At 36.9% G+C, this 15,290-nt stretch carries 13 protein-coding genes; 6 read left to right on the top strand and 7 right to left on the bottom strand.

Going from position 1 to position 15,290, the window contains the following annotated elements:
• Positions 1-449: 449 nt before the first annotated feature.
• From EQO05_RS05570 to EQO05_RS05560, 3 genes are read left to right on the top strand one after another with little or no spacing between them, the layout of a single operon-like run.
• Entirely contained in the window at positions 450-1,034 is a 585-nt protein-coding gene (locus EQO05_RS05570; protein ID WP_128504534.1) for a hypothetical protein, read from the top strand.
• Between the two features lie 3 nt (positions 1,035-1,037).
• The gene (locus tag EQO05_RS05565) at positions 1,038-2,855 is read left to right on the top strand and encodes a hypothetical protein (protein WP_164888472.1); all 1,818 of its coding nucleotides are present in this window, start codon (positions 1,038-1,040) and stop codon (positions 2,853-2,855) included.
• A complete protein-coding gene (locus tag EQO05_RS05560) occupies positions 2,852-3,316 on the top strand; it encodes a hypothetical protein (protein WP_128504531.1) in 465 nt (154 codons plus the stop codon). The genes EQO05_RS05565 and EQO05_RS05560 overlap by 4 nt, the downstream gene beginning before the upstream one ends.
• 94 nt (positions 3,317-3,410) lie before the next feature.
• On the opposite strand, the gene EQO05_RS05555 is transcribed toward EQO05_RS05560, so the two are convergent.
• The 4 genes from EQO05_RS05555 to EQO05_RS05540 form a co-directional block, all read right to left on the bottom strand.
• Positions 3,411-3,602 carry a hypothetical protein gene (locus tag EQO05_RS05555; RefSeq protein ID WP_128504529.1) on the bottom strand — a complete coding sequence of 64 codons (192 nt, stop codon included), beginning with the start codon at positions 3,600-3,602 and terminating at the stop codon, positions 3,411-3,413.
• Positions 3,603-3,735: 133 nt separating this feature from the next.
• On the bottom strand, positions 3,736-3,984 hold the full coding sequence (locus EQO05_RS05550; RefSeq protein ID WP_128504527.1) for a DUF3006 domain-containing protein: 249 nt from the start codon (positions 3,982-3,984) through the stop codon (positions 3,736-3,738).
• Positions 3,985-3,986: 2 nt separating this feature from the next.
• Positions 3,987-5,288 carry a lamin tail domain-containing protein gene (locus EQO05_RS05545; RefSeq protein ID WP_128504525.1) on the bottom strand — a complete coding sequence of 434 codons (1,302 nt, stop codon included), beginning with the start codon at positions 5,286-5,288 and terminating at the stop codon, positions 3,987-3,989.
• 205 nt (positions 5,289-5,493) lie between these two features.
• Positions 5,494-7,158, bottom strand: a complete 1,665-nt coding sequence (locus EQO05_RS05540) for a PKD domain-containing protein (protein ID WP_240664352.1) — start codon at positions 7,156-7,158, stop codon at positions 5,494-5,496.
• A 579-nt stretch (positions 7,159-7,737) separates the two neighbouring features.
• On the opposite strand from EQO05_RS05540, the gene EQO05_RS05535 reads away from it, so the two are divergent.
• The 3 genes from EQO05_RS05535 to EQO05_RS05525 all read left to right on the top strand — a co-directional run bounded on the left by EQO05_RS05535 (position 7,738) and on the right by EQO05_RS05525 (position 10,864).
• A complete protein-coding gene (locus tag EQO05_RS05535) occupies positions 7,738-8,901 on the top strand; it encodes an amidohydrolase (protein WP_128504523.1) in 1,164 nt (387 codons plus the stop codon).
• 338 nt (positions 8,902-9,239) lie between these two features.
• Positions 9,240-9,659, top strand: a complete 420-nt coding sequence (locus tag EQO05_RS05530; protein ID WP_128504521.1) for a hypothetical protein — start codon at positions 9,240-9,242, stop codon at positions 9,657-9,659.
• Positions 9,660-10,192: 533 nt separating this feature from the next.
• Positions 10,193-10,864: a hypothetical protein gene (locus EQO05_RS05525; RefSeq protein WP_128504519.1), complete on the top strand. Its 672-nt coding sequence runs from the start codon at positions 10,193-10,195 to the stop codon at positions 10,862-10,864.
• A gap of 104 nt (positions 10,865-10,968) precedes the next feature.
• Here EQO05_RS05525 and EQO05_RS05520 read toward each other — a convergent pair whose 3' ends face one another.
• The 3 genes from EQO05_RS05520 to EQO05_RS05510 all read right to left on the bottom strand — a co-directional run bounded on the left by EQO05_RS05520 (position 10,969) and on the right by EQO05_RS05510 (position 15,236).
• The gene (locus EQO05_RS05520; RefSeq protein ID WP_128504517.1) at positions 10,969-13,452 is read right to left on the bottom strand and encodes a PAS domain S-box protein; all 2,484 of its coding nucleotides are present in this window, start codon (positions 13,450-13,452) and stop codon (positions 10,969-10,971) included.
• 343 nt (positions 13,453-13,795) lie between these two features.
• The gene (locus EQO05_RS05515) at positions 13,796-14,296 is read right to left on the bottom strand and encodes an inorganic diphosphatase (protein WP_128504515.1); all 501 of its coding nucleotides are present in this window, start codon (positions 14,294-14,296) and stop codon (positions 13,796-13,798) included.
• Positions 14,297-14,648: 352 nt separating this feature from the next.
• The gene (locus EQO05_RS05510; RefSeq protein WP_240664350.1) at positions 14,649-15,236 is read right to left on the bottom strand and encodes a pentapeptide repeat-containing protein; all 588 of its coding nucleotides are present in this window, start codon (positions 15,234-15,236) and stop codon (positions 14,649-14,651) included.
• Positions 15,237-15,290: the final 54 nt, after the last annotated feature.

The raw sequence follows: 15,290 nt of genomic DNA, 5'->3' as shown, positions 1-15,290 counted from the left end.
ACGGAGTTTAATATAGAGAATTTTTCTAAAAAGACCAAACTAAGGTATCTACTCAAATGACAAATTACTAAATCCTTAAGCATATAGAGATTAATAAAATGAGTATAATAAAACACTTGAAATAAATAAAAATGAATGCTTATTATTAAATATGAGGAAAAATTGTAAATTAATAGAAGTTATCACAAATCCTAAAATAGATAAAAACTATCTAACAAACGAAAAATCTATATATGAAGGTTTGCGTTCTTACTACCTGGTGTTGATTTAATGGGTAGAGTAGTTCACACTGGCTTTGGGACTTACCTTTTGATTGCAGTAATTGTTTTTATAGTTATCTGGTTTGTAAATCCAGATATGGCCTATGAGATTTTGTATGCTTTGCATAGTCTTTCATCTTCATTGAAGTAACACAAATAAATAAAAATATTTATATTCTGGATGTACCTATGAAAGATACGCTGATTGCCTTTTTAGGTAAATACACGACTCTTTCTATGTCACTGGCACTTCTAATTTATGTAATAGACAAGCTTCCATCATATTTAGATAGTGGAGTCGTATTAGAATCTTTTGAGAATGATTGGAAGTTTTTTATTTTTAGTGGCCTGTTATTAGTTGTCTACGTAATGGTTTATTCGGCATTGCTAGAAAAATATGATTCAATTTTAAGAGTTTTTTTTAAAAGACCTATGTTAGAATATACCTTAGCAAAGAAGAAGTTCAAAGACGGACTCTATGACATTTATAGAGATCCTAGGAAGAATCATGACATACTACCACAAGAAATCAAAATTGAAATAGATAAGTTAGACACTGGGTTACGTACCGAAAAGATTCCAAAGTTCTTAGACTTATTTATTGCTTCCTTTAACTCTTTTCTTCTATTATCCTATGGTCTTATTTTTCAAAATAGAATTTTTTTAATTTCAGGGGGTTTGGCATCCTTATATTTTGGATATTTTTTTGGATCTTCTTTTTTAGACTTGAAAAATACTATTATTTTTGACTACAAAAGCTTGTTTGAGGAATAATATATGACCAAATTTCGAATTAAAGAATTCAAAATAACTAAATTCAATTCTCGAAGATATTTAGGGGTGAATCTTACAAAATTAGAGGATCACATTTTAATTTATGGAGAACACAAAAGCGGAAAATCTACTACACTTGATGCCCTTTCTTATGCTATATTTGGAATAAAAGGTTCTTCTAGACCGATCAATAATTTGGCAGATACTTATGTAAAGTTATCTAATGATGAATTAGAACTAACTTTAGACAGAAAAGCTGGCAATAACCACAAACTGGCTATCAAAAATTTAAAAGATGGCAATATCGAAACCATTACTGAAATGGAGTCAATAAACAATAAACTTAAAGAGATTTTCGATTATCCTTCTGAAGATTGTTTAGAGTTTAAAGCAAGGTTATTGCATCAAGACCAGGAATCATCGTTGAAAAAATACGATAGTAGAAAGCTATTGAAGATGATCAGTTTTTATACAAGCTTAAATTCTAAAAACGAAGAGACAGAAAAGTTAAAAAACGCAATTAAAAAAAGAACTGAGGAAAGAGAATATTTTTTTGTTGAAAAGAAAGATTTAGAGAGTAGTTTAAAAGAGAAGAGAAATGTAATATATTCCTCAAAAAATTATATTGAACATCTTAAACAATTAGTTTCCTCTCATGACGATGGAAGTATAAAACAAGTTTTTGATGTCAAAAAAGTGGATGCAGGACTATGGAAAGAAATAAATGACTTGCAAAGAAAAAATATCTCTCTTCGACAGGAGTTAGACAAGGCATATATTTCAAAACTGGAACTAGAAAAATTCCATGAAGCGTCTCTAATTAATTTAATTAAAGAAATAATTAGTGTTTTAATTTGTCCTGTATGTGGTAAAAAAGCCAACCTTTCGAAAGTTGCATCTCAATATAATAAAAAAAGATGCCCTTACTGTGGGGACGAAAGTTATGACAAGGAACTTTATGACAATATTTCTCACAGAATACAATATTCCAATGATGAGCTACCTAAGTTAAATGAAAGAATACAGCAAATGGAGGGAGAGCTTAATAAAAATTATGAGCTTCTACATAATTTAAAAAGTAAACTAAACGATTTAGCTCTTATCTTAAATCCTGAAATTGTTAGAAGTATTGAAAGTTTTAAGTCATTTGAAGACGTGAAATTTAAGACTTTTATTGAAGAACAGAGACTACAACTAAAGAAATTTCGGAACGAGTTCAATAAAACTGAAATGGATATTAAAGAATCAAATAACCAGATAAAAAATAAAGATGATGAGATTGCTAAAATTACTACAGAAATCAAATCTTTGGAGTCAAAGAGATCCATTTTGGAGAAAGAGCTAGAAGAAAAAGGCATAAAAACATTTTTGGAAAGGATAAACCTTTATTATGGTAGGCTCATGGGCTATAAAAGCCAGCCAATTGTTTTGGAAAACGGAAAATTATTCTTTAAAACTTCTTTCAAAAACTATGAAGAAATAGATGATATTTCTACCTCCAAAGAAATTGGGGAGTCAGAAAAAAAATGTATAGATGCCTCTTTATTATTCACTTTTATTGATCTCGATAACGAATATAATTCTTCATTAATTGATTTCGTTATTCTTGATGATCCTGCTGATGGATTGTATGATGACCTAAACCTTCGTAAAGACGCTCATAATAAAACCAATTTACTGAACTTAATAAAAGAAAAGTGTAAGACCAATGACACTCAATTTCTGATTCTAACGGCTGATAGGTCCTATAATGATATTCTGGAACTTCCAACAGTGAGTGTAAAATTTAACAAAGATTTGTTCGGGTTTGACGTACAATGAATGAAGAGAGGATAAACAAAAATTTTCTACATATGTACAGTTTGTATAAATCAGACTGTATTGAAGGAAATCTAAAATTCGAGAAATTATGCTATGAATTAAAAGAATCTCTTATTGAAAACAGCTATAAATGTGGGCAAAACTTTGATTTTGAACGGAACAAATTTGGACCACGAGAGGATGGATTATCAAAAGCAAATATTAAATTTGAAATGATGGGGCTAATAGAAATAGAAAAAGAATTAGGTAAAAAACCAGTTACATATAAAATAAAAGAAAAGGGTAAGCTGTGGGTTGAAAGTCTCAAGAAATTTTATAATAAGACGGTACCTGACTTTTCCTCCATTATTAGTGTGGCAGATAACTCTTTAGAGGAAAACTATAACTTAAGTGGCACACAAATTGTTAAAAAAGAGAGAGTACAGAAGGCAAAAGAGGAAATGTGGGGAAAAAAAGTGTAAAATTCTCTTAATTATAACAGCAACGTAAATTTATGTTAAAAACAAAAAAAATTATAACCAATAAAACTCATCTATTAATCTCAACATTCTTACTCTAAAACTCCTTTGATTTCCACACATTAATGAGTTTGCCGTTACAATTAATTAAATTATTTCCGGGATGAAGTGAAACCTCTACTTCTTCAGAAGCAGGATCATAAACAAAATCGCTTGGACGGAAAACCCATTTTCTTTGAATTTCCTTCGCCAATTCACACATTTTGATACATTTTTCTGATGTATCCATTTTAACCAGCCTCAAAAATCATCACTCATGCAATATTTAAAAGGCATATCCGAGTTGTGTGAAAGTATTCATCTCAAATGGTTCTTTAACAAGTTCGCTAAAAAAGAGCAAGCACTATTTATCTTTCCTGCCTTCACTCCATTCCTTGATTCTTATTCTTAAGCTTCTCAAGAATGCTCGATACTCTTTCCTTCGCTTCCTCAGTTTCCTGCACATTTCTGGTTATGGTAATATCCAGAATATCACCTTCCTTACTTTCAGCAGGCAACAAAAAAAGAGGGATATTGATTTTTATTGACTCGTCATCCCGTATAAGCAACACTGCAATGCCTTCTTCTATGCGGTCAAGAGTAACTTTGATACTCTCTCTTAACTTCTCCATCTTCAGCTCTCCAGTTCTGAGATCAGCTTTCCACTATTATCGTAGAGATATGCTGTGTCACCATCGTTGTTCCATACAGGGTTGTCTGATTGCCAGTAAAGCTCACTAGCTGAGTTTGTGCCCTTTCCGGTATATACAGTTACGGTGGTTCCTGAATTCAGGGTGTAGGGCTGAAAAGTATAGGTATGTTTACTGCCTTCGTCTTCAATTTTCCAGCCTTTCAGGGAAACCGGGGAAGACCCTGTGTTTGATATCCGAACCCATTCATCCTGAATATTCAGGTCGCTCACATACACGGTTGATCCGGTAGAGCTTGAATCTGCGTATTCTTCGGCTTGTTCTTCAGTTGTTGAATCCGTAGAGGGGTAAGCCCCATTTCCACTGGAGATAGTTCCGGTTTTTTCAGTCGTTATACTGTAAGTTGATCCGTCTGTTGTAACTGTAACTGTGCCATCCAGATCCGTTCTATATACTGTTGAAGCTTTCTGTAATCTTTCAAGAACTTCGGTATGGGGATGCCCATAATCATTTCCTGCTCCAACTTCGATAACACTTACTTCAGGACTTACAGCTGAAATAAAGGCTCCTCCGCTGCCGGATCTGCTTGCATGATGTCCGACCTTAAGGATATCAGAATCCACATCGTATCCGGCTTTCATTATGCTTTCTTCTGATTCCAGACCTGCATCTCCCATGAGCAAAAAGGAAGTTTCGCCATACGTTACTTTAAGAACCACGGAGTTTTCATTCAGTTCGTCGGAGTATGTGCTTGCAGGATTCAGCACTTCAATGTCAACAGCAGGGTCAAAATCAATTTTATGACCAGCCTGGACTACTTCAAAAGGAATATTCTTCGTATCAATAGTGGTCAGCATATTCTCATAAGTTTTGGAGGTATGGGGAAATCCACTGTCAACAAAATGTTCTATCTGGAAGTTGTTAAGAATATCGTTCATACCGCCGATATGATCAGAATGTGGATGGGTTGCAACTACATAATCCAGTGTTGAAATTCCCCGGTCCTGCAAGTAAGCTGCGACAACCTTTCCCCGGTCACGCTCCCCTGAGTCAACTAACATGGCTTTTCCATCAATTTCAAGGAGGATTGAGTCCCCTTGACCAATATCCAGAAAATGAACGGTAAGGCTCTGGCCTGATTCAGTGACGGTATTTTGAGTAGTTGTTATAGGGGTCGTTTGTTCCGAAGTTGTTTCAATAGAAGTTCCTTCTGGATCCGTACATCCAGCTGCAAAGAGTGCCAGGGCAAGGCAGAAGATTGCGGCAGTCAGCTGTGAAGGTTTCATAAATATATTAATGCGTGAAAGGTATTAGATACTTGCATTGATTTTTCCTATTTTCCTAACACTTATTTTGTCCTTAAATATTACAATTAAACATAATAAAATCAATTCTTAATTTCGATATTGATTTCGGGATAGGCCCAATAGCAGGAAAAAAAGAGTAAAAGGAGCTAACTTAGCCTCCTTTTTGTTACTTTTACTTAAATACTCATTTTCTTGACACCCAAATATACTTGCTCTTTTCTTCTGTATCTATTCCTTTTTCATTTTTTACTGTCAAGCTGACGGGATACTTCCCTTTTTCGTTATAGATGTGTACAGGGTTCCTGTCCCTCGAATATGTATTGTCTCCAAAATCCCAGCAGAATTCTGTAGCATTTTCTGATAGATCTGTAAACTGCACAGAAAGAGGAGAATAACCATGAGTAACGTTGCTGTTGAAGTCTGCAACCGGCATTTCTGTAGATATTGTTGAGGCATTCTCATTGATTACATTCCCTGTAGATGAGTCTCCAGAATCAATATTTTCGCCAGTTACATTCCATATTTCTTCTCGATTATTTTCTTTTATCTTTATCAAATATTGGAAGTTCCTGACACCTTTCGGAAGAATTGTAAGCTGCCACTCCCCTACTTCTCCGGGTGCTTTGTATGTTGCTACGTAATGATCATTGATGTTCCGATAATCTCTTTGATATTCATCTGCCCAAGTTGAATAATAATAGTAGTAATAGTCTTCAATATCGGCACCGCCACTCTCAACAGACTCCACAAAAGTCATGTTAACAGGGATAGAGTTACATGTCAGTCCCAGTTCAAATGGCATTTTATCCTTTTTTTGTGAAACACGGTATCCTGTCTCGGAGCTATACATATTACCCGAAACTTCGATCGTTATCGGAGTATCGGTAGAAGTGTAAAAAGTTTTCACGAAAGGAGCTGGTGGTTTCCAGATTCTGAAGTTCAGGTCCAATTGGGGGATGGACGAATCATTACCTTTCCCACTAACATTCATGTAGATGTACCTTCTGTAAGTTCCTGTTGCGTTTTCAGGTACATTGACCCGTATGGTCATATTCTCGATTTCGCCTGCCTTTATAGTTGAAGGTGCAGAGATTTCGATTGCATCGTTATCAAATGCCTGTTCGAAATCTGGATAATATTCATTAGAGGATGTACTCAGTGTTGGATTAATTGTAAGATCTCTTGGTGCTACATTTTTTATTTTTATCCTGTATTCATTTTCTGTACCTGCATCAAGAGTGTCCGAAATATAACTTGTCTGAAGCTCTATCCTTGGATGAGCATGGACATACGTATGCAGGTACATTTGATTAACATATTGGATATCATCGTAGTACACTTCTGTATAAGGCTCAATATCATCGGTGAAAGCTATTTTGTTTGTATAATCTCCGCCCGCTGCATCCCAGGGAACATTTTCTTCAATTGTAAAATATTGTACTGAATGCGGAGCTACCGTTGCATTTGCTGGTGATATAATAATCCAGCTTTCATTCAGGCTGTTAGTCTCATTTGTAGCTATGACACTTGGCGTTAAAACTAGACTTTCATTACCATTATTATTAAAACTCACAGTGAACGCGGTGCTACTTCCCGCATTTAAACCTGTGTAATAGTAAGAAGGATATATATAATTTGGAATAGTTGAATTTTCAAATATTGGATTTTCAGTTGATGCGTTTTCCATAGTCGAATTCCCAATTGTTGCATTCTCAGACGTTGAATTATTGATGAAAACCATAGTGAACTGGTTTTGATTTTCTGCTGCAACCGCACTCTGAATTAATAATATACAGAGTAATAACCCGGCAAATTGGGATATCGCCTTCGTTTCTTTATTTTTATCCATTCTCTGGCTCCTTTAGGCTAAAACACGTTCCATATCCTGTTTGGAACATGGTCAAGAATATAATCGCTTTTATAAACCTGCTCAAGGTTCACAGGTACCTGCAATGGTTAAAGGAAAAAAGTAAAAAATTCGTGAACCAATTTTTAATCTGACTTTCTGCTTACATTATGAGCACCCATCATTAGATAATATTTTTAATAGTTTACTAAATTTAGCTCTAGAAAATATTTATAGATTTGCTCAATTAAGTCGCCGGGAATCTATTGGGACGAGGAAAAAGTTAAGAAGAAAATGATGTTCACGGATATTATCTAAAAAATAAGGCTGCTTTTTTAGAATTTTTTGTATAACTAATTTTCAGAAAAATAAAATTAATTCTTGAGTTCTCTATTGAACGTTTATCTTATAGCAAGTTCGTATGATAAAGATTCAAAACTTCTACTATCTAATTTCTAAGGTTCTCTCAAACGGCTTACTAACTCCTTTTTTAAAGAGTTTTATTTTGATATTACGAGAAAATTATATTGCCTCTTATATATAGGCCAGTATAAATAATATAATTACAGAAAGAGGATATTTATGAAAAGAATAATTAAAAATGCAAAAATCTATACAATGTCTGAGGCTGGAATTTTAGAAAATGCAGACATACTGATACTGGATAATAAGATAATAGAAATAGGCACAATAAATGCAGAAGCAGACGATATAATCGATGCAAGTGGCAAACTTGTTTTCCCTGGCTTTATAGATGCGCACTCACATATCGGAATTTTTGAGGATTCTATGGGCTTTGAAGGAGCAGACGCTAACGAAGATACTGATCCTGTTACACCACACCTCAGAGCAATAGATGGAATAAATCCCTGTGATATTAGCTTCACCGAAGCCTTAAGTTCCGGGATTACCGCAACAGCAACAGGTCCTGGCAGTGCTAATGTTATTGGCGGACAGTTTGCTGCAATAAAAACCTATGGTACAAGAATAGACAATATGATAATCAAAGCACCTGTTGCAATGAAAGTTGCTTTTGGGGAAAACCCTAAAAGAGTTTATAAAGAGAAAAATAAAACTCCAGCAACCCGGATAGCAACAGCAGCTATGTTAAGAGAGGTCCTTTTTAAGACCGCTGAATACCTGTCTAAAAAAGAGAAGTCTGCTGCAAAGAATGAAGACGGACCCGAGTACAACATAAAGTTTGAAAGCCTTATTCCTGTCCTGAAAGGTGAGATTCCATTAAAAGCTCATGCACACCGGGCTGATGATATATATACCGCAATTAGAATCGCCAGAGAGTTCAACCTGAAGCTTACACTGGAGCATGTAACTGACGGATACTTAATACTTGATGAACTTAAAAAAGAAAAATATCCATGCATAGTTGGGCCCAATCTCGCTGGAAGGACAAAGATAGAGCTTAAAAACTTAAGTTTTAAAAATCCGGGGTTATTATCAAAGAATGGCATAATGGTTGCAATTATGACTGATCACCCTGTAATTCCAATTCAGTATCTTGTTCTGTGTGCGGCGTTGTCAGTTAAAGACGGAATGGACGAGTATGAAGCTCTCAAAGCAATAACAATAAATCCCGCTAAAATACTGGGCATAGATGACAGGGTTGGCAGTATTGAAAAGGGGAAGGATGCTGATATCGTTATTATGAACGGGCATCCATTTGACACATTTTCAATACCTCAAATAGTTTTCGTAGATGGTGAAGTCGCTTATAAGACAGAGAAATAAATGCTAAACTGAAAATTAAATTGTCAAATAGATAGCCGGGTAATCCATTCGTATTAAAATTCACATCCTGAAGCTGCTAATCTGGAGAATTGACAGAAGAGATCTTTATAAAAAGATTGGTTTTCAGGAAATAAATAGATCTCTTGATGATGCTTCCTGTGCCTAACGCACTAATTTATTTATACCTGTTAGTGGCTTAATTAATTATGGATATTAGAGATATTATTAATGCTGAAAAAGATTACGTTTAAAAGTCCTGAATTATCTTCTTTTAAAAAAGCAATGTACGTCGAGCTCCTATAACTGTGCTAGAAAATCTTTACAGGAGATAATTTGCTATGCCAACTAGTGAAGAAACGAAAAAAGCTAATTTGACAAAATTAAAAATGGTAGTTGAAAAGATCGAAGAAACCCCGGATGACAAGATGTTACATACGCTTATTGTAGAGCTTGAGAGCTTATCCAGAAAACAATATCCTGTAACCGATGATGTTATTAGAGAACATTTTGGATTCGAGCCAACAAGAGAAATAGACAGCGGCACCCGAAAAACATGTGTCTACTATACTCACAATGTTTTAAAAGATAGTATTAACTGTGGAATAAAAACAGTTGCAAAAATCCGTGGAGATAGCGTTATCGAAGGTGTGAATCCGGATTACTCTGAAACGTTTAAAGATGTGAAGTTGATGATAACGGAAACTAGTTTACGTGCACCAAAATTTAGCGGTAATGAAGGCCTCCTGTACAATGAATAAACCCAGACAGCGTGATCTGAAAAGAAGGTGTTCGATAGTTGATATAGAACGAAGAACTTTATCTTACTTTTCCCTTCAAAAGTATACAATTTTTTAATCTTGTTTGTTCTTAGTAAATGAGCTTATCCTGAAAGCTATTCCACTTTTGCTCATAAACTTCCCGTAATTGTTTCATTCTCAGGACTTACTCGATTATGCGGGATGTAAGGTTCAAGAAACAAATTTTGAGTTTCAGGATGAGCCGAAGTTAAACTCAGGTGTAGCTGTGGCAACCTGCCTTTTATTACAGGAAGTAGGGACTTAAGAATTATGCAACGTGCGGGCTCTGCTTTGCCGAATTTCGGGATTGAAATAATAATAGTGGTGAAATATGAGTATGTGTGCTAGCGGTTTAATTGATCTCTATCTCTATACATGAATTAAAAATCGACAACCTCATTATTAACATGGTATTTTAGGACCGGTAAACTTCAGGGGATAACTTACACGGTTGATAAACCGTGGTGAGTAACCAGTAATGGAAGGAGTTGATCATGCTACACGAAGGTTTCACAGGACAGCATCGAACAATAGGAAGAATTGCATCTTTTGCTGCGTCCTCCCTCCTGTTAACATACGGGATTACGCTGGTTTTTGGATTTCTCTCGCTAAGATCGCCTTCGGACCCGATCGGTGATCCTTACTTCTCCATACTGGAGTTGCTTATCATTGTGACAGCGCCCTTGATGGTCATTGTTATGGTCGCAGTCCACGCTTATGCTTCTCCCGATACCAAAATATACAGTCTGGCTTCGCTTGCATTTATGACCATTATGGCAGGTATTACCTGTAGTGTCCACTTTGTTATCCTTACTGTGAGCCGCCAGGTCGAGGCTGCGGGATTCCCCTGGGGTTCGTTATTCTTTTCCTTCAGGTGGCTGTCCGTAGTATATACTCTGGACATACTTGCCTGGGATTTTTTCTTTGCCCTCTCAATGCTCTTTGCCGCCCCGGTATTCAAAATTGGCAGGCTGGAGAAAATTGTTCGGATTCTCATGATTCTCAGCGGTGTACTGAGCCTCGCAGGGTTAATCGGGGTGCCGCTGGCAAATATGAACCTCCGGAATATTGGAATCCTGGGCTATGCCGGGGTCTCTATTGTTTTGTTTCTAGTGCTGGGGATAGTTTTCGGGCGTGCCAGGCAGGCGGCGGAGGAGATCAGGTAAAACCGGTTCTCAATCCAAAGTCTAATTTGACAGAGATTAAGCAGCTAAATGCTGTTTATTTACAATGGCTCAGGTTTCTGGGAAAATTTAGAAAAGGCAACAATTTATTCACTTTTTTCTGTCACTCTGAACCTTATGGCGAATTCCGTCCCGTTATCCCTTCTCAGTTCAAGCTCTCCATCTAACTGATCCACTAGGGATATTACAAGCTGCATGCCAAGACTATCAAGATCTTGAACATCAAGGTTTTCAGGAATGCCCACGCCATTATCGGAAATGGTAAAAATGAAATTGCTACTAATACTGTCGGAATCTTCACTTTCAGGTTCTGTGGATTCTTCCCTGTGAAGTCTGATTCGAATTTCTCCTTTCCTTCTGTCAGGAAATGCATGTTTAAGGGAATTGGAAACAAGTTCGTTAATGATTATCCCCAGAGGAATAGCAGTATCCATATCAAGTAAAAGGTTCTCCTCCATATCCATGTTTAAACTGATATCGGTATTCCCAAGCCTGTATGTCCGGAAAAGAGTATCAGCGAGTTCCCGAATATAGGGAGAAAAGTTTAGTGTTTCAAATCCGCCGCCCCTGTAAAGTTCCTCATGTATCAAAGCCATAGATGTAACTCTGTCCTGGCTTTCTCTAAAGGCTTCCAGGACTTCCGAATCCCTGATATCTGCTCGGTTTTTAAACTGTTCAGCCTGAAGGTCGAGCAGGGAGGAAATTACCTGAAGGTTATTCTTTATTCTGTGATGGATTTCCTTTTTACGGGCAGTTTCGGTATTAGTAAGAGTTTCTTCAGCCTCTTTTCGCTTGGTAATGTCAGTTAACATGCTCATAGCACCCGTATATTTGCCTTCCTTATTAAAAAGAGGTTTAACGTTCAGAAAACCCCAGAGGGGTGAGCCATCTTTACGTATTAATTTCAATTCATAGCTCTCACTTATTCCCTGTCTTCTCTTTTCAAGATTCTTTTTGACAACAGGTTTGCATTCTTCACTGATGAAGTCCCATATTGGTCTACCTATAGAGTCTTCTATAGTGTATCCGAGCATATCTACCATTCTTTTGTTAACGTAAGTGATTACGGCTTTGTTGTCAGTTGTGAGTATAAGCTCGTTTGCTGTTTCTACGATGTTTCGGTACTTTTCTTCATTTTCTATAAGTTTCTCTTCAGCTTTCCTGTGCTCTGTAATATCTTGAGTTGTTCCTCTAACCCGAACAGGATTATTTTTCTCATCGAAAACAACTTCAGATTTCGCGTAGACTATGCGCTCTTCTCCATTAGCTAGAGTTATCCTGAAATTGATATCAGAGGGCTTTCCTTTTAATGCCCTTTTAAGGGCATTATCTATGTGTTTTCGATCCTCTGGATGTATGTAATTTAAAAAAGTATCATAATTTACTTTTGATTCTTGAGGCTTTAGTCCAAAAATGCGATAAAGTTCATTTGACCAACGAAATTCGTTGCTCTCAAAGTCCAGTTCCCAGCTTCCAAGATGAGCTATTTCTTGAGCTTCAGCAAGAATTTTTTCATTCTTTTTCAATGAATCATAAGCCATTTGAAGTTCTTCTGTACGTTCCTTAACCAGTTTATCTAAATTATCGAGTGTGTCTTTCAGTTTAGCTTCAACTTTTTTGCGCTCAGTAATGTCACTGGCAGTACCAAACCACTCAATTATTTCGCCATTTGCATCCAGCATCGGAACTGCCCGTGAAAAAACCCATCCCAAGCTGCCGTCGGCCAGTCGAACCTTATGTTCCAGTTCGTAAATACTCTTCATCCGGATGGCTTCGTTGATGACAGCTATTACATGCAATTGATCTTCCGGAGGAATATATTCCTGAAGCCAGGCATGGCTTGGGCTTTCAGTATCTGCAAGAAAGCCTCGACCATAGAGATAATGCATTTCGCTCCAATCCGGACTCACCCGATATACAACTTCCGAACTAGCCGTTACTAGAGCGCGAAATCGCTCCTCACTCCTGCTCAGCTCAACCTCAGCCTGTTTGCATTCCATAATACTCTTCTGGCAGGAACTCTCTATTATCTCCCACGTATTTTCTTTTTTCATCAAAGCAAGCTGATGACTTGAAACAATATCTAAAATCTCAACTGCGGTGCACTTGTCGATAGGATAAGTGCAAAGAGCGGTCACCGGGCATTTGTCAATAACAGAATCGAGTATTTTCTCGTGAAAAGATAGATCGTCTCCACTATACCTCAAACCATTGTATCCACTAGCGAGAGCCTTGCTGGTTTTTTCAATCAGGTGGTTTAATATAATCCATGAATCTAAAGCATCCTCTTCCACATGCCAGCACGTATATGGAATGATTTCGATTTGCCCGCTCTCAAAATAAGCGTTAACATCGGGAACGCCTGCTTCCAGGATTTCTTTTGCTCCTTTCTCATCTAACTGACCCGATAAGACCCATAAGCAAAATTCTTTGTTCTCCAATCCTACCTTGAAGTAGGGAATAAGTATATCCACTAAATCTTCTTTTGACTGGTAAAACTGGCAAAAGTGTGTCCTCCGTGGCACGTTTCCAATAATATCAATACCAGAAATTCTGCTACCGCTTCTCATATTATTCTCGTGTCAGGTGTAAAGTCAGATTCTTCTTGTCTCAGGTGTAAAGTCAGATTCTTCTTGTCTCAATATTATCTCTTTATTTAATATTTTATTTACCTGCTTGAAATTCCTTTTATAGGAATTTCCTTTATAATTTATATATATAAATTGTTTTTATAACCTCAGCTCAATAAATAATTATGCTCCATATTTATTTCAAAAAACCTTTACTTTACATTTTGAACAAACTACACACTATTTTAGTACAGTATAGTTCAACACAGCATACTTTTTATGTCTCCCCAGCCGTAAAAGCAAAAATGATAACCACTAGGTTATACTCATTGATTTGATGATCTCATTGTTTCTCCTGCTGAATATATCGGGATTTAGCCTCCTCAAGTATGGTGACTGCTGTTTCGAGCCCTCTCCATCCGAAAACATTCACATGTTTACCCTCCAGTTTCTTATAATTCTGGAAAAAGTGGGTAATTTCCTTAAATAGATGAGGCGGAACCTTGTCAACGGACTCAATATAATTCCACATAGGATCATTCTTTGGAACGCAGAGGATTTTTTCATCCCTTCCTTTATCGTCTTCCATGTCAAATAATGCCACAAGATGTACATCTATTACACATCCCGGAAAGGTAGGTTCCCAGGTTAAAACCATTGCATCTAACGGGTCACCGTCGAGGGCCAGGGTATCTGGGAAAAAACCATAATCTGAAGGATATACCATTGAAGAAGAAAGCATTCTGTCGTATTTAATCACTTTTTTCTCTTTATCATACTCGTATTTATTTCGGCTCCCTTTCGGAATCTCGATAAGTACACTTTCAACCTGTCTTTCGGTCATACTATCACTTCCTGCTTACTCCTGCTAATTTCTTATTATTAACGAATTACTGTAATCGCTGCAACTGGTATGCGTTCATAGATTATGTGTCCTGACAGGGTTATAATATTAAAAGATGACCTCATATGCTCAATCTCTTGACATGAGGAAACTCACAAAACAGATTTGAAATTTTCGATGTTTTAATATAAGCGACACCGGATAGTAAAAAATCCTGTTTCTGCAATGGTTCTCGCTCGTCTGAATATAAGCGTTGCATAGATATGGGAGGGTTATCAGCGAATTAAATTGAATGCTGAATCCACAGAAGATAGAAAACAAAGATTTATAGTAATACTCTGATGATTCTCCATTATTCCTTGTATTCAGGCTTCTCGAAAAGTGCAGGACACTTCTCTTTTAGTGCTAAGAGGAGCTTTTCATCTAATTTTGCATTATAAAGGGTTTTCACTTTCGAAAGCTGGTCAGGTGACAGGCCGTAAGCCTCCTCAAGCAAAGCTGTTTCGAGTTTTGCCCCTTCAAGGTTAGCGCCTTCAAGATTGGCTCCCTTAAGGGTAGCTCTTTCGAGATTCGCTTCTCCAAGGTCAGCGTTTATAAGGTTAGCGCCTTCAAGATAAGCCCCTTTAAGATCTGCCTTTTCAAGATTAGCTTCTTCAAGTCTGGCTCCTTCAAGGTGAGCTCCTCCAAGGTGAGCCGCTTCAAGCTGAACCCATCTAAGGTCAGCCCATATAAGATAAGCTCCTTCAAGGTTAGCCTCTCTGAGATTTGCCTTAAAAAGATCAGCCCCTTTAAGGTTCGCTCCTTCAAGATTAGCCTCTCTAAGGTCAGTCTCTATAAGGTCAGCCTTTTCGAGGTCAGCTCCTTGAAAGTTTTTTCCTCGAAGGTCAGTTCCTTTAAGATTAGCTTCTCGCAGATCTTTTCTCCCTGCAATATCCACCATATATGATCAATCGGCTCTGAATTGAAATAAACGTTAGCATGTCACAGAAATATC

Source organism: Methanosarcina sp. MSH10X1 (assembly GCF_004099695.1).
Taxonomy (GTDB): Archaea; Halobacteriota; Methanosarcinia; order Methanosarcinales; family Methanosarcinaceae; genus Methanosarcina.
The sequence above is the reverse complement of the archived record's forward strand: the minus strand, read 5'-3'. Positions and strand labels throughout refer to the sequence as shown.

Excerpts from the sequence above, each read along its gene's own strand:
- EQO05_RS05570 (WP_128504534.1), top strand. The coding sequence starts at position 450 with ATGAAAGATACGCTGATTGCCTTTTTAGGTAAATACACGACTCTTTCT.
- EQO05_RS05565 (WP_164888472.1), top strand. The coding sequence starts at position 1,038 with ATGACCAAATTTCGAATTAAAGAATTCAAAATAACTAAATTCAATTCT.
- EQO05_RS05560 (WP_128504531.1), top strand. The coding sequence starts at position 2,852 with ATGAATGAAGAGAGGATAAACAAAAATTTTCTACATATGTACAGTTTG.
- EQO05_RS05555 (WP_128504529.1), bottom strand. The coding sequence starts at position 3,602 with ATGGATACATCAGAAAAATGTATCAAAATGTGTGAATTGGCGAAGGAA.
- EQO05_RS05550 (WP_128504527.1), bottom strand. The coding sequence starts at position 3,984 with ATGGAGAAGTTAAGAGAGAGTATCAAAGTTACTCTTGACCGCATAGAA.
- EQO05_RS05545 (WP_128504525.1), bottom strand. The coding sequence starts at position 5,288 with ATGAAACCTTCACAGCTGACTGCCGCAATCTTCTGCCTTGCCCTGGCA.
- EQO05_RS05540 (WP_240664352.1), bottom strand. The coding sequence starts at position 7,158 with ATGGATAAAAATAAAGAAACGAAGGCGATATCCCAATTTGCCGGGTTA.
- EQO05_RS05535 (WP_128504523.1), top strand. The coding sequence starts at position 7,738 with ATGAAAAGAATAATTAAAAATGCAAAAATCTATACAATGTCTGAGGCT.
- EQO05_RS05530 (WP_128504521.1), top strand. The coding sequence starts at position 9,240 with ATGCCAACTAGTGAAGAAACGAAAAAAGCTAATTTGACAAAATTAAAA.
- EQO05_RS05525 (WP_128504519.1), top strand. The coding sequence starts at position 10,193 with ATGCTACACGAAGGTTTCACAGGACAGCATCGAACAATAGGAAGAATT.
- EQO05_RS05520 (WP_128504517.1), bottom strand. The coding sequence starts at position 13,452 with ATGAGAAGCGGTAGCAGAATTTCTGGTATTGATATTATTGGAAACGTG.
- EQO05_RS05515 (WP_128504515.1), bottom strand. The coding sequence starts at position 14,296 with ATGACCGAAAGACAGGTTGAAAGTGTACTTATCGAGATTCCGAAAGGG.
- EQO05_RS05510 (WP_240664350.1), bottom strand. The coding sequence starts at position 15,236 with ATGGTGGATATTGCAGGGAGAAAAGATCTGCGAGAAGCTAATCTTAAA.